This window comes from Salipiger sp. D13, assembly GCF_003703915.1.
Lineage (GTDB): Bacteria > Pseudomonadota > Alphaproteobacteria > Rhodobacterales > Rhodobacteraceae > Salipiger > Salipiger profundus.
The window spans coordinates 85,369-103,230 of the sequence record NZ_ML112595.1 but is presented as its reverse complement, the minus strand read 5'-3'; the positions used below and the strand labels follow the sequence as shown (position 1 = coordinate 103,230).

Annotated in this window: 18 protein-coding genes, 2 pseudogenes and 1 riboswitch; of the genes and pseudogenes, 12 read left to right on the top strand and 8 right to left on the bottom strand. The window is 66.9% G+C overall.

Features of this window, described 5'->3' with window-relative positions:
* Position 1: 1 nt before the first annotated feature.
* On the bottom strand, positions 2 to 1,051 hold the full coding sequence (cobW, locus tag D6860_RS11250) for a cobalamin biosynthesis protein CobW (RefSeq protein WP_076625117.1): 1,050 nt from the start codon (positions 1,049 to 1,051) through the stop codon (positions 2 to 4).
* A gap of 3 nt (positions 1,052 to 1,054) precedes the next feature.
* Positions 1,055 to 1,444, bottom strand: coding sequence for a DUF1636 family protein (locus D6860_RS11245; RefSeq protein WP_076625116.1), 390 nt, complete (start codon positions 1,442 to 1,444; stop codon positions 1,055 to 1,057).
* A 98-nt stretch (positions 1,445 to 1,542) separates the two neighbouring features.
* A riboswitch (cobalamin riboswitch) is annotated at positions 1,543 to 1,763 on the bottom strand.
* A 36-nt stretch (positions 1,764 to 1,799) separates the two neighbouring features.
* Between D6860_RS11245 and cobO the strand changes: the two genes are divergently transcribed.
* On the top strand, positions 1,800 to 2,411 hold the full coding sequence (gene cobO / locus D6860_RS11240; protein ID WP_076625115.1) for a cob(I)yrinic acid a,c-diamide adenosyltransferase: 612 nt from the start codon (positions 1,800 to 1,802) through the stop codon (positions 2,409 to 2,411).
* Between the two features lie 194 nt (positions 2,412 to 2,605).
* Here cobO and D6860_RS11235 read toward each other — a convergent pair.
* Positions 2,606 to 3,579, bottom strand: a pseudogene (locus tag D6860_RS11235) (IS5 family transposase).
* Positions 3,580 to 3,872: 293 nt separating this feature from the next.
* Here D6860_RS11235 and D6860_RS11230 point away from each other — a divergent pair.
* From D6860_RS11230 to D6860_RS25980, 4 genes and pseudogenes are all read left to right on the top strand, one after another.
* Positions 3,873 to 4,556 carry a ZinT family metal-binding protein gene (locus D6860_RS11230; protein ID WP_017468423.1) on the top strand — a complete coding sequence of 228 codons (684 nt, stop codon included), beginning with the start codon at positions 3,873 to 3,875 and terminating at the stop codon, positions 4,554 to 4,556.
* A gap of 67 nt (positions 4,557 to 4,623) precedes the next feature.
* Positions 4,624 to 4,944 (top strand): annotated as a pseudogene (locus tag D6860_RS11225) (GTP-binding protein); the annotation flags it as partial.
* 16 nt (positions 4,945 to 4,960) lie between these two features.
* The gene (locus D6860_RS25985; protein ID WP_311136992.1) at positions 4,961 to 5,134 is read left to right on the top strand and encodes a DUF6525 family protein; all 174 of its coding nucleotides are present in this window, start codon (positions 4,961 to 4,963) and stop codon (positions 5,132 to 5,134) included.
* Complete coding sequence (locus D6860_RS25980; RefSeq protein ID WP_341350316.1) at positions 5,068 to 5,436, top strand: DUF6525 family protein; 369 nt, start codon at positions 5,068 to 5,070, stop codon at positions 5,434 to 5,436. The genes D6860_RS25985 and D6860_RS25980 overlap by 67 nt, the downstream gene beginning before the upstream one ends.
* A gap of 219 nt (positions 5,437 to 5,655) precedes the next feature.
* On the opposite strand, the gene D6860_RS11210 is transcribed toward D6860_RS25980, so the two are convergent.
* Together D6860_RS11210 and edd are read right to left on the bottom strand one after the other, a co-directional pair.
* On the bottom strand, positions 5,656 to 5,973 hold the full coding sequence (locus D6860_RS11210) for a DUF1153 domain-containing protein (protein WP_076625113.1): 318 nt from the start codon (positions 5,971 to 5,973) through the stop codon (positions 5,656 to 5,658).
* 589 nt (positions 5,974 to 6,562) lie between these two features.
* A complete protein-coding gene (edd, locus tag D6860_RS11205) occupies positions 6,563 to 8,368 on the bottom strand; it encodes a phosphogluconate dehydratase (RefSeq protein ID WP_076625112.1) in 1,806 nt (601 codons plus the stop codon).
* Between the two features lie 403 nt (positions 8,369 to 8,771).
* Between edd and D6860_RS11200 the strand changes: the two genes are divergently transcribed.
* The 4 genes from D6860_RS11200 (at position 8,772) to D6860_RS11185 (ending at position 12,374) form a co-directional block, all read left to right on the top strand.
* Positions 8,772 to 9,968, top strand: a complete 1,197-nt coding sequence (locus D6860_RS11200) for an RSP_2647 family RNA methyltransferase (RefSeq protein ID WP_076625111.1) — start codon at positions 8,772 to 8,774, stop codon at positions 9,966 to 9,968.
* Positions 9,965 to 10,525, top strand: a complete 561-nt coding sequence (locus D6860_RS11195; RefSeq protein ID WP_076625110.1) for an RSP_2648 family PIN domain-containing protein — start codon at positions 9,965 to 9,967, stop codon at positions 10,523 to 10,525. The genes D6860_RS11200 and D6860_RS11195 overlap by 4 nt, the downstream gene beginning before the upstream one ends.
* A gap of 154 nt (positions 10,526 to 10,679) precedes the next feature.
* A complete protein-coding gene (locus D6860_RS11190) occupies positions 10,680 to 11,759 on the top strand; it encodes an ABC transporter ATP-binding protein (protein ID WP_093412226.1) in 1,080 nt (359 codons plus the stop codon).
* A gap of 156 nt (positions 11,760 to 11,915) precedes the next feature.
* Entirely contained in the window at positions 11,916 to 12,374 is a 459-nt protein-coding gene (locus D6860_RS11185) for a GNAT family N-acetyltransferase (RefSeq protein ID WP_076625108.1), read from the top strand.
* A 39-nt stretch (positions 12,375 to 12,413) separates the two neighbouring features.
* Here D6860_RS11185 and D6860_RS11180 read toward each other — a convergent pair whose 3' ends face one another.
* On the bottom strand, positions 12,414 to 13,253 hold the full coding sequence (locus D6860_RS11180; RefSeq protein WP_076625107.1) for an AAA family ATPase: 840 nt from the start codon (positions 13,251 to 13,253) through the stop codon (positions 12,414 to 12,416).
* A 463-nt stretch (positions 13,254 to 13,716) separates the two neighbouring features.
* Between D6860_RS11180 and dksA the strand changes: the two genes are divergently transcribed.
* Both dksA and D6860_RS11170 read left to right on the top strand, forming a co-directional pair.
* Positions 13,717 to 14,139, top strand: coding sequence for an RNA polymerase-binding protein DksA (gene dksA, locus D6860_RS11175; protein ID WP_017468356.1), 423 nt, complete (start codon positions 13,717 to 13,719; stop codon positions 14,137 to 14,139).
* A gap of 160 nt (positions 14,140 to 14,299) precedes the next feature.
* Positions 14,300 to 15,475, top strand: a complete 1,176-nt coding sequence (locus tag D6860_RS11170; RefSeq protein WP_093412225.1) for an FAD-dependent monooxygenase — start codon at positions 14,300 to 14,302, stop codon at positions 15,473 to 15,475.
* Between the two features lie 136 nt (positions 15,476 to 15,611).
* Here the strand turns inward: D6860_RS11170 and D6860_RS11165 are convergent, their stop codons facing one another.
* Both D6860_RS11165 and D6860_RS11160 read right to left on the bottom strand, forming a co-directional pair.
* Positions 15,612 to 16,073: a CreA family protein gene (locus tag D6860_RS11165; protein ID WP_076625106.1), complete on the bottom strand. Its 462-nt coding sequence runs from the start codon at positions 16,071 to 16,073 to the stop codon at positions 15,612 to 15,614.
* 24 nt (positions 16,074 to 16,097) lie between these two features.
* On the bottom strand, positions 16,098 to 16,568 hold the full coding sequence (locus tag D6860_RS11160) for a pyridoxamine 5'-phosphate oxidase family protein (protein ID WP_076625105.1): 471 nt from the start codon (positions 16,566 to 16,568) through the stop codon (positions 16,098 to 16,100).
* Between the two features lie 129 nt (positions 16,569 to 16,697).
* Between D6860_RS11160 and D6860_RS11155 the strand changes: the two genes are divergently transcribed.
* Entirely contained in the window at positions 16,698 to 17,861 is a 1,164-nt protein-coding gene (locus D6860_RS11155) for an isovaleryl-CoA dehydrogenase (RefSeq protein ID WP_076625104.1), read from the top strand.
* Position 17,862 lies beyond the last annotated feature (1 nt).

Below are 17,862 nucleotides of genomic sequence, written 5' to 3'. Positions count from 1 at the left end.
CTCAGCCCGCCGTCGCGGGGGCCAGTGCCGCGCGCAGCGCCGCGGCGTCGAGCCGGTCATGCTCGGCGATGATCACCAGCTGACCGTTGCGCGCCTCGTCCGTGCCCCACATGCGGTCGTACTGGTGACGCACCCGCGCGCCCACCGCCTGCACCAGCAGCCGCATCGGCTTGCCCGAGACGGCGGCGTAGCCCTTGATCCGCAGGATGTCGTGCTCACGCGCCAGACGTTCCAGCCGCGCGGCCAGACCCGCCGCGTCCGGCACCTCGGCCAGCGACAGCACGATGCTCTCGAAATCGTCGTGGTCATGCTCGGGGGCGCCATCGTGGTGGCTGGGACGCGCGTCGAGGTCAGCCTCGGCGGCGGCCCCGAGCCCGAGGATCACCCGTGCATCCACCACGCCCTCCGCGACCTCGACCACCGGCAGCGGGCGGGGGGCTTCCGCTGCGACGATCTCGCGCGCCCTGGCGACGCCTTCCGGCCCGGCGAGGTCGGGCTTGGTGAGCAGCACGATGTCGGCGCAGGAGAGCTGGTCCTCGAATACCTCGGACAGCGGCGTTTCGTGGTCGATGCTGTCATCGGCGGCGCGCTGCGCATCCACCGCCGCCACGTCGGGCGCAAACCGGCCCGCCGCCACCGCCTCGGCATCCGCAAGGGCGATCACGCCGTCGACCGTGATCTTCGCGCGGATGTCCGGCCAGTCGAAGGCCTTGAGCAGCGGTTTCGGCAGCGCCAGGCCCGAGGTCTCGATCAGGATGTGATCGGGGCGCGGATCAAGCGCCATCAGTGCCTCGATGGTGGGAATGAAATCATCGGCCACGGTGCAGCAGATGCAGCCGTTGGCCAGTTCGACGATGTTCTCGGCGGGGCAGTCGGGGATCGCGCAGCCGCGCAGGATCTCGCCGTCGACACCGACATCACCGAACTCGTTCACCACCACTGCAAGCCGCCGCCCCTCGGGCTTGCGCATCAGATGGGAAATCAGCGTGGTCTTTCCCGAGCCGAGAAAGCCGGTGATCACGGTGACGGGAAGCTTGGACAGATCGCTCATGGATCAGGACTCCTTGGGGCGGAGGGGAGGGATGCGCGCAAGGCAATTGCGCTTGAAATGCTCGGGGCGCTCGCGCCACGGGATCACCCCGTCGGGCGCGGCGTGATATTGCGCGGCGCCGGCGACGATCATCGCGGCATGCTCGGTCTCGTCGACGTTGGAAAAGACATAGGTCCATTTCGCATCGCCCCCGCGCAGCGCGACGGTGCAGGATTGCGAACAGTTCTGCAGGCATTCGACCGGGGTCACCCGCAGCCCCTCGGGCCTGTCCTGAGCCGCGATGGCATCGAACAGCACGCGGCCCGGACGCCGCGCGTCTTCTGGCGGCGCACCCTTGCGGCGGCAGGTCACGCAGACCAGCAGCTCGGTCTCGGTCGTAAGCAGGTCTTTCATTCTCGCGGCCCCATCGGCTTGGCAAACGGGGGCACAGGCGGAAACGCGCACGAGAACAGGCAGCCGGGCGCACTCCGACACCGGCACACCCCGTCCGGTCGGTCATCATTCGGGCTGGCAGGTCTCCCGGCTCACGGCATCCCGGGCACATGGCCCTGCGGTGCTCCACCTTCCCGGCCCTTGGGCCAGTGGCATCGAAGCACCTTCTCCGTTCACGGTCGCGGGGGCGGCTGTCTTGACCCGAAATGCCGACAGGCATCGCAGGCTGACCATTCCCTTTTCACCTGTTTACACAGGCACCAACACCGGGCCACATGGCGCGAAATTCAAAGACAGGTCAAGCCCGGAGATTGCAATGACAGACGAGACCGCCGCCCGCCACAACGAAAAGATGAAGAAGATCAAGGTGGTGCGCGATCGCATGATGGAAGGCAAGACCGGAGAGAAGGGGCTCATCCTCGTGCATACCGGCAACGGCAAGGGCAAGTCCTCGTCGGGTTTCGGGATGATCCTGCGCTGCATCGGGCACGGGATGCCCTGCGCCGTGGTGCAGTTCATCAAGGGCACCTGGATCACCGGCGAGGCCGAGATGATCCGTTCGCGGTTCTCTGAGGAATGCCGGTTCTTCGTCTCCGGCGAGGGCTTCACCTGGGAGACGCAGGACCGCGACCGCGACATCGCCGCCGCCCGCAGGGGCTGGGAGATTGCAAAGGAGCAGATCCTTGATCCCGAGATCCGCTTCGTGCTGCTCGACGAGATCAACATCGCGCTGCGCTACGATTATCTCGATATCGACGAGGTGGTCGATTTCCTTCTGACCTCGAAGCCCGAGATGACCCATGTCTGTCTCACCGGGCGCAATGCCAAACCCGAGCTGATCGAGGCGGCGGACCTCGTGACCGAGATGAGCCTGATCAAGCACCCGTTCCGCGACGGCATCAAGGCGCAGCAGGGTGTCGAGTTCTGAATGCCGGCCCTGATGATCAAGGGCACCCGATCCTACGTCGGTAAGTCGATGCAGGTGTCGGGGGATCGCCAACTCATTTTGCATTGACCTCGAAAGTGCCGCCTGGCTTCGGTCATGCGGTTATTTCGTGAGCGTAGCTCGGCTTTGTTGCGCAAAGAGGCTGAAGACTGCACTTCCCCTTTCCCCGGACGCACTTATCCCATGGGCTCGGTGACAGGTATTCCGAGCGCAGTGTAGCCATTCAACACGGCGGCGCGGACTTGGAGTTCTGCGACCTGGCGATCGAAGTCGCGCGCCATGAGGCTCTGCCCCAAGAGCTTCACGCAGTGCATCTTCGTCTCGGCGCGGCTTCGGCGGTGGTATCCGCTCCACTTTCGCCAAATGGCGCGGCCGAGGTATTTCGATGCGCGCAGTGCCTCGTTCCTGGCAATGGCGCCGGCGGTCGAAGGCTTCCACGGCTTGGCGTTTTTGCGCGGCGGAATGACGGCGTGTGCGCCTCGATCTGCGACCGCGTTGTGGCACTTGCGCGTGTCGTATGCTCCGTCCGCGGTGACTGACGCGACTTCCTCATCTGCCGGGATCTGATCCAGCAACTCGGGCAGCATCGGCGCATCCACTGCCCGGCAGGCGCATCCGCAGGATGCTGCCGAGAGGGGCCGACCCTACTCCCTGTGACCTCGATGGCCCGAATTTCCAGCGTCTGTTCATCGACGCCTATGTGAATCTTGCGCCACAGGCGGCGTTTCGCGCCACCATGCTTGCGGGCGTGCCATTCGCCTTCGCCTTCCGCCTTGATGCCGGTGCTGTCGATCAGCAGGTTCAGCGGCCCCTCGGAGCCGCGGTAGGGAACGGTCACCACCAAGGCCTTCTGGCGCCGGCTCAACGTGCTGAAATCCGGCACCGCCCAGTCGAGGCCGACCAGGCGCAGGAGGCTTTCAACGAAACCGGTCGTCTGCCGGAGCGCCATGCCGAAGAGGACCTTCATCGTCAGGCACGTCTGGATCGCGGCGTCGCTATATAGCCGCTGCCGGCCTTGCTTGCCTGTGGGCCGCGGCACCCAGACCATGTCCGGATCGAACCAGATCGTCAGGGAGCCACGCTGCTTCAGCGCTTCGTTGTAGGCCGGCCAGTTCTTGGTCTTGTAGTTCGGCGGGAGAGGTCTGCTCATGGCGCCCCAGCTACCACTCTGGATTCACGAGATGAATCCTACATCCGCCTTTGCGCAACAAAGCCGTATCACCGGACAAGTCTATGCCGTGCATGGCGGTCGGAGGGTGCGGCTGAGCCTGCCCTGACACGTCGGCCCGAGGCCGTTCTCCTCAGACCCTTGTCCGCTCGTGCAGAGCGCATCCCTGATCATGCGGTTGTCTGCACCGTCGATTGAGGCTACCAGCAAAATGTTATGTGATAACATAACGAATCGTAGGGATCGTCGATCCCCGGTAATGACAGGAGACACTCATGCAACAGGCATTCGCCAAGCACGTCAGCATCCTCGCCGCCGGCGCACTGTTCGCCCTTTCCGCGCAGGCCTTCGCGGCAAGCGGCAGCGACGGCGCGACGGGCCACGATCACGAGCATTCCGAAGAACACGCCCACGATCACGGCGACGACGACATCTACAACGGCTACTTCGACGACGATCAGATCAAGGCTCGCGACCTCTCTGACTGGGAGGGCGACTGGCAATCCGTCTACCCGCTGCTGCAGGACGGCACCCTTGAGGAGGTCATGGCCCACAAGGCCGAGCACGGCGACATGACCGCGGCCGAATATACGGGCTACTACCTGACCGGCTATGCGACCGACGTGGACCGCATCCTGATCAAGGGCGATAGCGTCATCTTCTTCCGTGACGGAGAGCCGGTGCAGGGCCGCTACGAGGATGACGGCCACGAGGTGCTGACCTACGAGGCCGGCAACCGCGGCGTCCGCTACATCTTCGAGAAGGCGGGCGGCGATGCCGAGGCGCCGGGCTTCATCCAGTTCAGCGACCACGCGATCGCGCCCACCGACGCCGGGCACTTCCACCTCTACTGGGGCGACGACCGGGCGGCGCTGCTCGAGGAAGTGACCAACTGGCCGACCTACTATCCCGCCGAGCTGAGCGGCGAAGAGGTCGCCCAGGAGATGACGGCCCACTGATCCGACATTCGCGGGCGGCTCTGCGGGGCCGTCCGTGATCCACACTACCGGCACGAAGAGACACGGCATGCAATCAACGGACACCCGCATCCCTGTCACAGTCCTCTCTGGCTTTCTGGGCGCCAGACAAACGACGCTTCTCAACTGGGTGTTCAACAACCGCGAGGGCCGTCACGTTGCGGTCATCGTCAACGACATGTCCGAGGTGAACATCGACACGGACCTCCTCCGCGACGGCGGCGCCGAGCTGAGCCAGACCGAGGAAAAGCTGGTCGAGATGACCATCGGCTGCATTTTCTGCACTCTGCGCGACGACCTGCTGCCTGAGGTCCACCGTTCGCCGCCTATCGCCCGACGCGGCAAAACATATCAACTGCTGTCATCGACGCAGTCGAGCCCGGCTAATGGCGCGGATCACACAGCGCGGAAACGCATGCAGCAGCCTTCGTGACCGCACCCGCATCGGCGATCCGATGGCGGCCCATGACAGGTTTCCTCCGGAACTCCGCGCCTGTTTGGCCGAGGCGGCGCACCTTGGTCTCCCCGCGCGGCACGGCGCGCTTGGCAGCGCGCGCTGAGAGACTACGACGGGGACACCAAAGCGGCCGGCGAGAGGCTCAGCAGGATCGAGCGGGCGATGTTGGAAAGGGATGCGTCTAAGGTCTGGATCTGCGCTCCACGCTTTGACACGAACCCGCCGAGCCGAGAGGTGCATTCGCGCCGACCACGCCTGTCGTCCGGCGCAGCTGCAACCGACGGCACAGCCTGGATGCGGGGCCGCATGCCCACGGCACGCTTGCGCACCTGCCAGCCCTTAATCTGGAATATCCGCTGCACGGTGTTCTTGTTGAAGCCCAGGAGCCAGGCCACGGTCCGATAGCCAAAGGACGGCTCCTCCTCGATCCACTGCCCGGCAACACATGCGCAGCATGTGTGAGAGGGATCTTCCTGATCGGTTCAGAGAAGCGGGGATCGACCTTGGGAGCGGCTTTGACCGGCTTGTAGCAGACCGTGCGCCGGGGAATGCCGAACCACGTGCAGAGCTTGGCGATCGACACCGCCACGCCCTCCGCTAGGAGGCCCTGCCGGATGCGACGGATCAATTCCCGTCCTGCGCATCCAGCAGGGCCTGACGCTTTTTTCGGGCCCGTAGCTCCAGCATGGCCTCGCCATAGGCTTCCTGCAGGTCCCGGAGCTGCTTCCCGTATTGCTCCCGGATGTCGAGCGGGTTGGCGCGCAGCGAGTTCTCCATCCCCCGCTTGGCGTCTTCGACCCAGCCCTCGATCTCGGAGGGCGTCAGGTCAAAGGACCGGCTCGCCTCCGACTCGGTCGTCTTGCCCTGGATGATCTCGATCACCAGGGCCGTCTTCCTTTTCGCCGTCCAACGCTTGATGCCGTCGTGCATCGTCATACTCATTGCTACATTCTGCCTTGTAGCATGAGGAGGGTTTCACTGGGGCGATATACATACTCGAAGCGCCCTTTTTATATGGTATCGGTCTGACATGTCCGTACACGTTTACACCCGGCCAGCGTTATTCGGGCAAGACTGTGATCTGGGCCACAGTGGCAGTGGCTTTGGGGCGAAATAGCGCAGAGATTCCAATCTTGGCTTGGCATCACACCTAACATACCATGATAACGTCACTTCTTCTCTTCGGGAAAGGATGCTCCGGATTGACGGCGCCGAGCACGTGCCCCTGGTTTTTGAGATACGATCCGGCACGGCCTTGATGGCCAAGGCAACTGCCTCTGGCCGTTTGAATGGCGTCCCTCCAACAGGTCATGAGCCCACCCCAGAGCCCCGAGTCCGCAACGCCCTGTCGGCTGGCCGGCCATGCGGTGGACGGGCGCTCGCGCGGGTTTCTTCTGGCCCGAAAATATCCCCGCCGGAGGCCTCCCGAAGACCGGACCAGTGAAAGTCGCTGGGGGAGCGCGCCACACCCGCCCAAAAGAAAAGGCGCGCCGATGCGGCACGCCTTGTGATTTGCGCAAGCTGGCGTGGCTCAGACCACCACGGCAGCTCCGTTCGACGCGAGGCCAACGTTCTGCCGGAACGCCTCGAAGAGCTCGCGGCCGACGCCGTGGCCGTTGCCGCTGAGATCGGCCGTGACCGGCTCGCGCGTCTCGAAGTCCTCGGCCAGGCAGGTCAGCGTGCCGGCGACCGCGTCGACGCGAACCACGTCGCCGTCGCGCAGGCGGGCGAGGGGGCCGCCCTTGGCGGCCTCGGGCGAGACGTGGATCGCCGAGGGCACCTTGCCCGACGCGCCGGACATGCGTCCGTCGGTCACCAGCGCCACCTTGAGGCCACGGTCCTGCAGCACCGCCAGCGTCGGCGTCAGCGAGTGCAGCTCGGGCATGCCGTTGGCCGAGGGGCCCTGGAACCGCACCACGACGATCGTGTCCTCGGTGAATTCGCCGGCCTTGAAGGCCTCCTTGACCTCGGCCTGGTCCTGGAAGACCCGTGCCTTGGCCTCGATCACGTGGCGCGAGGGATCGACCGCCGAGGTCTTCATCATGCCGTGGCCGAGGTTGCCCTCGAGCTGCTTGAGCCCGCCGGTCTTCTGGAATGGGTCCGAGGCCGGGCGCAGGATCTTGTCGTTCTGGCTGTCGCGCGCCGCCGGCTGGTAGGTGACGGCGCCGTCCTTGAGCTTCGGTTCCTGCCGGTAGAGCGACAGCCCGTCGCCGGCGACGGTGTGCACGTCCTCGTGCAGCAGGCCTGCGTCGAGCAGCTCGCCGATGAGATACTGCAACCCGCCCGCCGCGTGGAAGTGGTTCACGTCGGCAAGCCCGTTGGGGTAGACCTTGGCCATCAGCGGCGTGACCGAGGAGATCGCCTCGAAATCCTCGAGTTCCAGCTCGATCCCGGCGGCGCGGGCCATGGCGGGCAGGTGCAGCACTAGGTTGGTCGAGCCGCCGGTGGCCATCAGCCCGACGATGCCGTTCACGAAGGCCTTGGCGTCGAGGATGTCGCACACCGGGCGGTAGTCATTGCCCAGCCTGGTGATCTCGAGCGCGCGCTTGGCGCCGGTCTCGGTCAGCGCGTCGCGCAGCGGCGTGTTGGGGTTCACGAAACTCGCACCCGGAAGGTGCAGGCCCATGATCTCCATCAGCATCTGGTTCGAGTTCGCGGTGCCGTAGAAGGTGCAGGTGCCCGGGCCGTGGTAGCTTTGCATCTCGGCCTTCATCAGCTCGTCACGGCCGATCTCGCCGGCGGCGAAGCGCTGGCGCACCTTGGACTTCTCGTCGTTGGGCAGGCCGCTGGTCATCGGACCGGCGGGCAGGAAGATGCCCGGAATGTAGCCGAAGGTGGCCGCGCCGATGACGAGGCCCGGCACGATCTTGTCGCAGACCCCGAGATAGACGGCGGCGTCGAAGGTGTTGTGCGAGAGCGAGACGCCGGTGGCCAGCGCGATCACGTCGCGCGAGAACAGCGACAGCTCCATGCCGACCTGGCCCTGGGTGACGCCGTCGCACATGGCCGGCACGCCGCCTGCCACCTGCGCGGTGCCGCCGGCGCTGCGCGCGGCGTCGCGGATGAGCTGCGGGAAGCGCTCGAACGGCTGATGCGCCGAGAGCATGTCGTTGTAGGCGGTGACGATGCCGAGGTTGGGCGCGCGGCCCTCGGCCAGCGCCGACTGGTCCTGACCCATTGCGGCATAGGCGTGGGCCTGGTTGCCGCAGGTCAGATGGGCGCGGCGCGGGCCCTCGTCGGCGGCGCGGCGCATCCGGTCGAGATAGGTGGCGCGGCGGCCTTCCGAGCGGGCCTCGATGGCTTCGGTCACGCGGGCGATGGTGGCGTCGAGCGGCATGGGCGTCTCCCTTTCCCTGGCCGTTCCGCCGGATGGCGGAACCTCGCTACGTCTCCGCATTTAATCCAGTTAGCGCTACCAGTAAAGCGCCTCGCACCCTGTGTCTTGCCGAGTGCCACGGGGACGCGTCGCGGACGGGACGAATCTGACCGCATCTGCTGCAATTCCAATCAACGCCGGACGCTTGCGTCGGTGCCGTTCTCGGGAACGCCAGAGCAGGGCGCTGGCAACTGCCAAGGGACGTGGCGGGCCCGCACTGGGCGACAGGACCTCGACGGCCTTGTTGCTGCGGCCCCCGGGCGCAGTCCTCCGTGACCGGACCACCGGCACCCGCAAGGGGCGGTCCATCCGGATCCGATTTCGACGCTTTCCCTCGCACCGGGGGCCGCGCTATAGGGGCGCCATGTGTGCCGCATCCCTGCCTGTCGTCCGACTGACGCCCAAAGCCAACGCCCGCGCCATCCGCCGGGGGTTCCCATGGATCTATGCCAACGAGCTGGTGCTCGATCGCCGCACGAAGGGGCTCGCCCCCGGCACGGTCGCGCTGCTCGAGGACAACGCCCGCAAGCCGGTCGGGCTGGTGGGCGTGACGCCCGCCTCGAAGATCGCCGGCCGGATGCTCGACCGCGACCCCGAGGCCGAGATCGGCCGCGACTGGCTCGCTGCAAGGCTCGGCAAGGCGCTGTCGCTGCGCGAGCGCGTGTTCGACACGCCCTACTACCGGCTGGTGCATGCCGAGGCCGACGGCTTTCCGGGGGTCATCATCGACCGCTTCGGCGACACCTGCGTGGTGCAGCCCAACGCCGCCTGGGCGGAGGCGCTGCTTCCCGAGCTGGCCGAGGCGCTGGCCGAGGTGACCGGGGTGACGACGATCCTCAAGAACGCGGGTTCGCGCGGACGCGCGCTCGAAGGGCTCGACGACGTGGACGCCGTGCTGCTGGGGGAGGCGCCCGACGCGCCGGTGCCGGTCGAAATGAACGGCGCGACCTACATGGCCGACCTCACCGGGGGGCAGAAGACCGGGTTGTTCTACGACCAGCGCCCGAACCACGGCTTCGCCGCGCGGCTGGCGCGCGGAGAGGCGGTGCTCGACGTCTTCAGCCACGTCGGCGGCTTCGCGCTCGCGGCGCTGGCGGGCGGTGCCGCTTCGGCGCTGGCGGTCGACGGTTCGGCCCCGGCGCTGGCACTGGCCGAGGAGGGCGCGCGCCGGATGGGCGCGGCCGAGCGCTTTTCGACGCGCCAGGGCGATGCCTTCGACACGCTGACCGCGTTGGGCGAAGAAGGCGCGCGCTTCGGGCTGGTGATCTGCGATCCGCCGGCCTTTGCCCCCGCGAAGCCGGCGCTCGAGGCCGGTCTGCGGGCCTACGAGAAGGTGGCGCGCCTGTCGGCGCCCCTGGTCGAGGAAGGGGGCTATCTCGTGCTCTGCTCGTGCAGCCACGCCGCCGACCTGTCGAGCTTCACCGGCGCCTGCCTGCGCGGCATCGGCCGGGCCGGGCGCCGGGCGCAGCTCGTCCACACCGGGTTTGCCGGCCCCGATCATCCGCTGCTGCCGCAGCTGGCGGAATCGGGCTACCTGAAGGCGCTGGTGTTCCGCTTGTGAAGGTGCTGCTCGACACCTGCGTGATGTATCCCACGGTGATGCGCGAGGTGCTGCTCGGGGTCGCCACCAAGGGGCTCTACGAGCCGCTCTGGTCGGCACGCATCCTCGAGGAATGGGCGCTGGCGGCGCGCAAGCTCGGACCGATGGGCGAGGCGCAGGCGCGCGGCGAGATCGCGCAGCTGCGGGCCGCCTGGCCCCGGGCCGAGGTGACATGGCGGCCGTCGCTGGAAAGCCGGCTGTGGCTGCCGGACCCCGCCGACCTGCACGTTCTCGCCGCCGCCATCGACGGCAGCGCCGACGTGATCGTCACCGAGAACGCCAAGGATTTCCCGCGCGGCATCCTCGCCGAGGAAGGCCTGAGCCGGGTCGACGCGGACGGCTTCCTGCGCGGGCTCTTCGAGGCGCAGCCGGGACCGGTGGCCGACGCCTGCGCCGCCGTCCTTGAGGAGGCCCGCAGGCTCTCGGGCGAGGATTGGACCATGCGCCGCCTGCTGAAGAAGGCGCGGCTGCCGCGGCTCGGCAAGGCACTGGAGGCGGCGGGCCGCGCCGGCGATTGACGGCGGAGCCGGGGGCGCTGCCCCCGTCGCCTGCGGCGACTCCCCCGGGATATTTCCGGCCAGAAGAAGCTGGCTTGCGGGCGCGGGGCGGGGCTGGTAGTCCGAAGGGCAAATCCGAGACATTTCATCGGGAAAGAAGAGGCAGCGTTCCCCCGTGACCACACCCCGGCTGGAGATCCGCAACCTTTTGCGCCGTTTCGAGGGCCGGGCCGTGGTCGACGACGTGTCGCTGTCGATCCAGCCGGGCCACGTGACCTGCCTGCTCGGGCCCTCGGGCTGCGGCAAGTCGACGACTCTGCGGATGATCGCCGGTGTCGACATGCAGGATGCGGGCGAGATCCACGTCGATGGCCAGCTCATCTGCGACACGGTCTTCCGGGTGCCGCCGGAGCGCCGCCAGATCGGCCTGATGTTCCAGGATTTCGCGCTGTTCCCGCATCTCTCGGTGGGCGAGAACGTGGCCTTCGGTCTCAAGGGCGCGAAGTCGGAAAAGCGGGCCCGGGCGGTCGAGCTGCTCGACCGGGTCGGGCTCGGGCATTTCATCGACGAGTATCCGCACCAGCTGTCGGGCGGCGAGCAGCAGCGGGTGGCGCTTGCCCGGGCGCTGGCGCCACGGCCCAAGATCATGCTGATGGACGAGCCGTTTTCCGGGCTCGACAACCGGCTGCGCGACGGCATCCGCGACGAGACGCTGGCGCTGCTCAAGGAAGAGGGCGCCTCGGTGCTGCTGGTGACGCATGAGCCCGAGGAGGCGATGCGCATGGCCGACGAGATCGCGCTGATGCGCGACGGTCACATCGTGCAGCGCGGCGCGCCCTACAACATCTACAACGCCCCGGCCGACAAGGCGGCGGTCGCCTTCTTCAGCGACATCAACGTGCTGCGCGGCACCGTGCGGGGCGCGCTGACCGAGACGCCCTTCGGTGTCTTCCTCGCGCCCGGCGTGCCGGATGGCGAAGAGGTGGACATCGTGTTCCGTCCGCAGCACGTGGGGATCGACTTCGACCGGGGCGGGCGCGGTCCGAACCCGACCGAGATGGCCGGCACCCCGGCGCGCGGTGTCGTCGAGCGGGCGCGCTTCATGGGGTCGGAAAGCCTCGTGGAATTCCGCATGGATTTCGACGGCGGCGTGCTGAAGGCGACGGTGCCGAACGTCTTCCTGCCGCGGCCCGGCACGCCGATGTGGCTCACGGTCCGCCGCGACCGCTGCTTCGTCTTCCCCGCCAGCGACTGAGCGCCGCGCCGTGGCCCGCAGCGTCATGGCGCCTCCGGGTCCTGTCAGGGGTGGCACCCGCCGCGCCCGCGCTATGTCGGGGGCAGGGGTTGATCCGATCCGCGCGATATGTTCGCAGGGCGGGCCAGGACCGACAGACACTCCGAAAGGAAGCGCATGACCGAGCTGACGATACGCCGGAACGTCGAACGCGATCTCGCGCCGCTGGCGCGGCTGCTCCATGAGCCCGAGGCGCTCACGCTGGTGAACCCCAACGCCAAGCAGCCCTTCGATCCGGCCGAGTGGCAGGAAAAGTGGCTGGGCGAGATGGACGACGAGTCCTTCTACCTCGTGGACGACGACGGCACCGAGGTCGGCTTTTTCGCGCTGCGGGTCGGCATCGGCCCCGAGGTGCGGCATCTCACCTACGTCTTCGTGGCCGAGGAGATGCGCGGCGGCACCGGCCACCTGATGGCCAGCTGGATCGAACAGGCGGCCCGGGATCTCGGCGCGCTGACCATCACGCTGAAATGCGAGACCGACAACGCACCCGCGATGCGCATCTACGAGGCCGCGGGCTACGAGGTGCTGAGCGAAAAGGGCGGCATGGCGACCATGCGGCGCGATCTAGACTGAGAGTGGGACCGGGACGGGCACCAAGCCGGGGCCGCGGGCTCAGCGCCCGCGCCGCGCCATGAAGGCGAGCCGCTCGAAGAGGTGCACGTCCTGCTCGTTCTTGAGCAGCGCGCCGTGCAGCTTCGGCAGCGCGCTCGCGCCCTCGCGCTTGAGATCCTCGGGGTCCATGTCCTCGGCCAGCAGCAGCTTGAGCCAGTCGAGCACCTCGGAGGTCGAGGGCTTCTTCTTCAGCCCCGGCTGCTCGCGCAGTTCGTAGAACTGCGTCAGCGCGGTGGTGAGCAGCGCCGGCTTGATGCCGGGATGGTGCACCTCGACGATGCGGCGCAGTGTGTCGTGGTCGGGAAACTTGATGTAGTGGAAGAAACACCGCCGCAGGAAGGCGTCGGGCAGCTCCTTCTCGTTGTTCGACGTGATGATGACGATGGGCCGCTGGCGCGCCCGCACCGTCTCGCCGGTCTCGTAGACGTGGAACTCCATCCGGTCGAGTTCCTGCAGCAGGTCGTTGGGAAACTCGATGTCGGCCTTGTCGACCTCGTCGATCAGCAGAACCACCTTCTCATCGGCGTCGAAGGCCTGCCAGAGCTTGCCCTTGCGGATGTAGTTGGCGACGTCATGCACCCGCTCATCGCCAAGCTGGCTGTCGCGCAGGCGGCTGACCGCGTCGTATTCGTAAAGGCCCTGCTGGGCGCGGGTGGTGGACTTGATGTTCCACTCGATCATCGGCAGCCCGAGCGACTGCGCCACCTGCCGGGCCAGCTCGGTCTTGCCGGTGCCGGGCTCGCCCTTGACCAGCAGGGGCCGTTCGAGGGTGATGGCGGCGTTGACCGCCATGGTCAGGTCGTCCGTGGCGACGTAGCTGTCGGTGCCGTCGAAGTGCATGGTGCCCCCTGTTGCAGTCCGCTTTGAGGGGTAATGAGCGCAGCCGGGCTTTGCAAGCGCCTGAGCCCCTGTGACGTGTTGCCGCCTCTCGGTGCTCGATATGGAGCCGATTGTCATATTTCGGGCGGTGCCAGCGACCGCACCCGCAGGCCGTGGTCCGGGCGACGTTCGCCCGGGCCGCGAAGTGATGAATTCGCGGGCAGTGCACAACGCGCGGTGGAGTTTTTGAGAAATGTCGTGTGTGTGCCAATTTGCACGCCGAAAATTGCGCATTGTCTTGCAGTTTTTTCATTGTCTTTCGCGCCCCTGGCGCCATTTGGTCTGCTTTTGCCGCTTTCAAGGGTCGAGCCCCTGATTGTGTAGTGACAACCTCTCGAGCTTGGGATAATCCCGGCGTCGCAAGGGGTGCCGGTAGCGTTCAGGGCCAGACTGGGCGGGGATCGGCCATTTTATGGGAGCAGAAATGAAGCCCGAAACCTTCCTTCCCGACGATTATCGTCCCGCCGAGGACGAGCCGTTCATGAACGAGCGTCAGCTCGAGTATTTCCGCCGCAAGTTGCTTGCATGGAAGAACGACCTTCTTGCCGAAAGCCGCGACACGATCGAGGCGCTGCAGGAAGCCACCCGCAACATCCCGGACGTCACCGACCGCGCGAGCGAGGAAACCGACCGCGCGCTCGAGCTGCGGACCCGGGACCGCCAGCGCAAGCTCGTGGCCAAGATCGACGCGGCCCTGCGCCGCATCGACGAGGGCGAATACGGCTACTGTGAGGTGACCGGCGAACCGATCTCGCTCAAGCGGCTCGATGCGCGTCCGATCGCGACCATGAGCCTCGAGGCGCAGGAGCGTCACGAGCGCCGCGAGAAGGTGCATCGCGACGACTGATACCGGCCCGCCCCGGTGTTCGTGAAACGGGCGCCGGGCGGCTTTCGGCAGCATGGATCATCAGCGAAGCGCCGGGGCGGCAAGCTCCGGCGCTTCGGTTTTCGGACCGCGCGGGGCGCCGTGAGCGATCCGGGCGAAGACAGGCGAACGAGGAACGGACATGAGCCTGACAGGCAGGCGGATCGTCGTCGCAGGGGGCGGCATCGGCGGGCTGGCGGCGGCACTGGCGCTACGCCAGCGGGGCGCCGAGGTGCGGGTGCTGGAGCAGGCCGAGGCGATCACCGAGGTCGGTGCCGGCATTCAGGTCAGCCCGAACGGCCTGCGCGTGATCGAGGCTCTGGGTCTCGTGCAGCCACTGGTCTCGCGCGCGAGCCGCGGCCGCGCGGTCGTGCTGCGCGACGGGCCGAGCGGAGCGCAGGTGCTGCGGCTCGACCTGGCGCGGCTGCCGGAGGGGCAGGGCTATCACTTCGTTCATCGCGCCGATCTCGTCGAGCTTCTTGCAACGGCAGCACGCGCTGCCGGGGTCGAGATCCGGCTCCTCCAGAAGGTAAGGGCGGTCACCCCCGGCCCCCGCCCCGAGATCACGCTCTGCAACGGCGACAGGCTCTGCGGAGAACTGATCGTCGGAGCGGACGGACTCCACTCCGCGCTTCGCCCTGCGCTGAACGCGACGACTGCGCCGGTCTTCACCGGTCAGGTGGCGTGGCGCGCCGTCGTGCCCAACGATTTCGGCCATCCCGCCGAGGCGCATGTGCACATGGGCCCCGGCCGCCACATGGTGAGCTACCCGCTGCGCGGGGGCGACTGTGTCAACATCGTCGCCGCCGAGGAACGGCGCTACTGGGTCGAGGAAAGCTGGTCGCACGAGGATGACCCGGACAATCTCCGCGCAGCCTTCGCCGGCTTCGGCGGCAAGGTGCCGGACATGTTGGCACGGGTGCGGCGCACGGGACTCTGGGGCCTCTTCCGGCATCCCGTCGCGCGCCAATGGCATGGCGAAGGTGTTGCGCTGCTCGGGGACGCGGCGCATCCCACTCTTCCGTTCATGGCACAGGGCGCCAACATGGCGCTCGAGGACGCGTGGACGCTTGCGCGCTGCCTCGACGAGCAGGCCGACCAGTCGGCGGCCCTCGAAGCCTACCAGCTGCGGCGACGCGACCGATGCGCCCGGATCGTGGCGGCCGCCAACGGCAACGCGTGGAAGTACCACCTGCGCAACCCGCTGATCCGCGGCGTCGCGCATTCCGGTCTGAAAATCGCAGGGCGTCTCGCACCGGACAGGATGCTGCACCAGTTCGACTGGATTTACGGCCACGACGTGACCGCGACTGCCTGACCAACGTCACGCGTCGCGCAAGCGCGCACCGACCTCGGTCAGGCGCGACGCCCCAGCTTCTTCTCTTTGAAAATACCCTCGGGGGTGAATGCGGCGCAGCCGCAGAGGGGGCAGAGCCCCCAACTGCCGCCAGAAATCACTCGACCGCATTCGTCCCGTAAAGCGGGACCGTCGAGATCGCGAGTTTCGCCGACCCGTCCGCAAGCTCGCGCGCGTGCACGAGGTAGATCAGCGTCTGGTTCGCCTCGTCGTAGATCCGCTTCACGCGCAGGCTCTTGAGAACGATCGAGCGCGAGGTGCGGAACACGTCCTCACCTTCCTCGCTGCGGTCGATGTCGCCCAAGGTAATGGGCCCGGTCTGGCGGCAGGCGATGGAGGCGTTCGAGGGGTCCTCGAACCAGTTGCCCTTGGACAGCCGGTCGATCAGCCCGCGGTCGAAATAGGCGAGGTGACAGGTCACGCCTTCGACCTCGGGGTCGGCAACGGCCTCGATGACGATGTCGTTGCCGGTCCAGTCCACGCCCACCTCGCCGACCTGTTCCGCGGTGGACATGAGGGGAGCCAAGCAGAGCAGGGCGGCGAGGTGGCGCGGTTTCATCGTGATAATCCTTGTCGGCCGGCTTTAGAAGACCACCCGACCATGATCGCCTGTGTCCGGCGTGTCACCCTTCAAATTGGCCTTGGCGATCTCGTAGAGGAAGCTTGCGCCGCCGTCACCGGACCAGACCTCGGCCTCATGGGGGGTGAACTTCACCAGCTGCACGGCGCTGTCGTCACGGCCGTCCTCGAACCAGGCGGAGGCGACGGCGCTCCAGATCTCGTCGAGCTTCTTGCTGTCGTTCACCTCGGTCAGCTTGCCGAAGACGTTGGCGTAAAGATGCGCCTTCGAATCGGCGACGTAGAAGGCCGCTTCGCCGCCGCTCTTCGAGGCCCGGTCGGCCGCCGAGCCGCGTGCGGTGATGAACCAGATCGCCTTTTCGTCCTTGTCGGCATAGGGCGACATCGGGACGGGCCGCTCGCTGTCCGCCGACAGCAGACCTGCGCGCACCGACTTGAGCTGGCTCCAGAATTCGTCCTTGAGATCCTTGGACATGACGTCCTCCTTTCCTTGCTTCACCGGTCCAACGCGGACCCGACGTCTGCGTTCCTTTTGCTTGACGCAGCCGTGATCCGGGGCATAGATATGAACAAGCGTTCAATAACCGCCGGAGGAGGGCGAGGGATGTTCAACGCGGTCATGACGTACGACCTTGGGGAGGATGTGAACGCGCTGCGCGAGATGGTGCATCGCTGGGCACAGGAGCGCGTGAAGCCGATCGCGGCCGAGGTGGACAGCTCCAACAGCTTCCCCAACGACCTCTGGACCGAGATGGGCGAACTGGGCCTGCTGGGCATCACGGTGCCCGAGGACTTCGGCGGCGCCGGCATGGGCTATCTCGCCCACGTCGTCGCGGTGGAAGAGATCGCGCGGGCCTCGGCCTCGGTGTCGCTGTCCTACGGCGCGCATTCGAACCTCTGCGTGAACCAGATCAAGCTGAACGGCTCCGAGGAGCAGAAGCGGAAATACCTGCCCGGTCTGGTGTCCGGAGAGCACGTCGGCGCGCTCGCGATGTCCGAGGCAGGCGCCGGGTCGGACGTGGTCGGCATGAAGCTCCGGGCCGAGAAGAAGAACGACCGCTTCGTTCTCAACGGCAACAAGTACTGGATCACCAACGGCCCCGACGCCGACACGCTGGTGGTCTATGCCAAGACCGACCCGGATGCGGGATCGAAGGGGATCACCGCCTTCCTGATCGAGAAGTCGATGACGGGCTTCTCGACCAGCCCGCATTTCGACAAGCTCGGGATGCGCGGTTCGAACACTGCCGAGCTGATCTTCGAGGATGTCGAGGTGCCCTTCGAGAACATCCTCGGCGAAGAGGGCAAGGGCGTGCGGGTGCTGATGTCGGGCCTCGACTACGAGCGCGTGGTGCTCGCGGGGATCGGCACCGGCATCATGGCCGCCTGCCTCGACGAGGTGATGCCCTATCTCGCCGAGCGTCAGCAGTTCGGCAAGCCGATTGGCAGCTTCCAGCTCATGCAGGGCAAGATCGCCGACATGTACACGGCGATGAACTCGGCCCGCGCCTATGTCTACGAGGTGGCCAAGGCCTGCGACCGCGGCGATGTCACGCGCCAGGACGCGGCGGCCTGCTGTCTCTACGCGTCGGAGCAGGCGATGGTGCAGGCGCATCAGGCGGTGCAGGCGATGGGCGGCGCGGGATTTCTTGCCGATGCACCGGTCGCGCGGCTCTTCCGCGATGCCAAGCTCATGGAGATCGGGGCCGGCACCTCGGAGATCCGCCGGATGCTCGTCGGGCGCGAGCTCATGGCGGCGATGGACTGAG

Excerpts from the sequence above, each read along its gene's own strand:
- D6860_RS11160 (WP_076625105.1), bottom strand. The coding sequence starts at position 16,568 with ATGTCCAAGGATCTCAAGGACGAATTCTGGAGCCAGCTCAAGTCGGTG.
- dksA (WP_017468356.1), top strand. The coding sequence starts at position 13,717 with ATGAAGCCCGAAACCTTCCTTCCCGACGATTATCGTCCCGCCGAGGAC.
- cobW (WP_076625117.1), bottom strand. The coding sequence starts at position 1,051 with ATGAGCGATCTGTCCAAGCTTCCCGTCACCGTGATCACCGGCTTTCTC.
- D6860_RS11180 (WP_076625107.1), bottom strand. The coding sequence starts at position 13,253 with ATGCACTTCGACGGCACCGACAGCTACGTCGCCACGGACGACCTGACC.
- D6860_RS11165 (WP_076625106.1), bottom strand. The coding sequence starts at position 16,073 with ATGAAACCGCGCCACCTCGCCGCCCTGCTCTGCTTGGCTCCCCTCATG.
- D6860_RS11155 (WP_076625104.1), top strand. The coding sequence starts at position 16,698 with ATGTTCAACGCGGTCATGACGTACGACCTTGGGGAGGATGTGAACGCG.
- D6860_RS11170 (WP_093412225.1), top strand. The coding sequence starts at position 14,300 with ATGAGCCTGACAGGCAGGCGGATCGTCGTCGCAGGGGGCGGCATCGGC.
- D6860_RS11230 (WP_017468423.1), top strand. The coding sequence starts at position 3,873 with ATGCAACAGGCATTCGCCAAGCACGTCAGCATCCTCGCCGCCGGCGCA.
- D6860_RS11200 (WP_076625111.1), top strand. The coding sequence starts at position 8,772 with ATGTGTGCCGCATCCCTGCCTGTCGTCCGACTGACGCCCAAAGCCAAC.
- D6860_RS25985 (WP_311136992.1), top strand. The coding sequence starts at position 4,961 with ATGGCGCGGATCACACAGCGCGGAAACGCATGCAGCAGCCTTCGTGAC.
- edd (WP_076625112.1), bottom strand. The coding sequence starts at position 8,368 with ATGCCGCTCGACGCCACCATCGCCCGCGTGACCGAAGCCATCGAGGCC.
- cobO (WP_076625115.1), top strand. The coding sequence starts at position 1,800 with ATGACAGACGAGACCGCCGCCCGCCACAACGAAAAGATGAAGAAGATC.
- D6860_RS11185 (WP_076625108.1), top strand. The coding sequence starts at position 11,916 with ATGACCGAGCTGACGATACGCCGGAACGTCGAACGCGATCTCGCGCCG.
- D6860_RS11210 (WP_076625113.1), bottom strand. The coding sequence starts at position 5,973 with ATGAGTATGACGATGCACGACGGCATCAAGCGTTGGACGGCGAAAAGG.
- D6860_RS11245 (WP_076625116.1), bottom strand. The coding sequence starts at position 1,444 with ATGAAAGACCTGCTTACGACCGAGACCGAGCTGCTGGTCTGCGTGACC.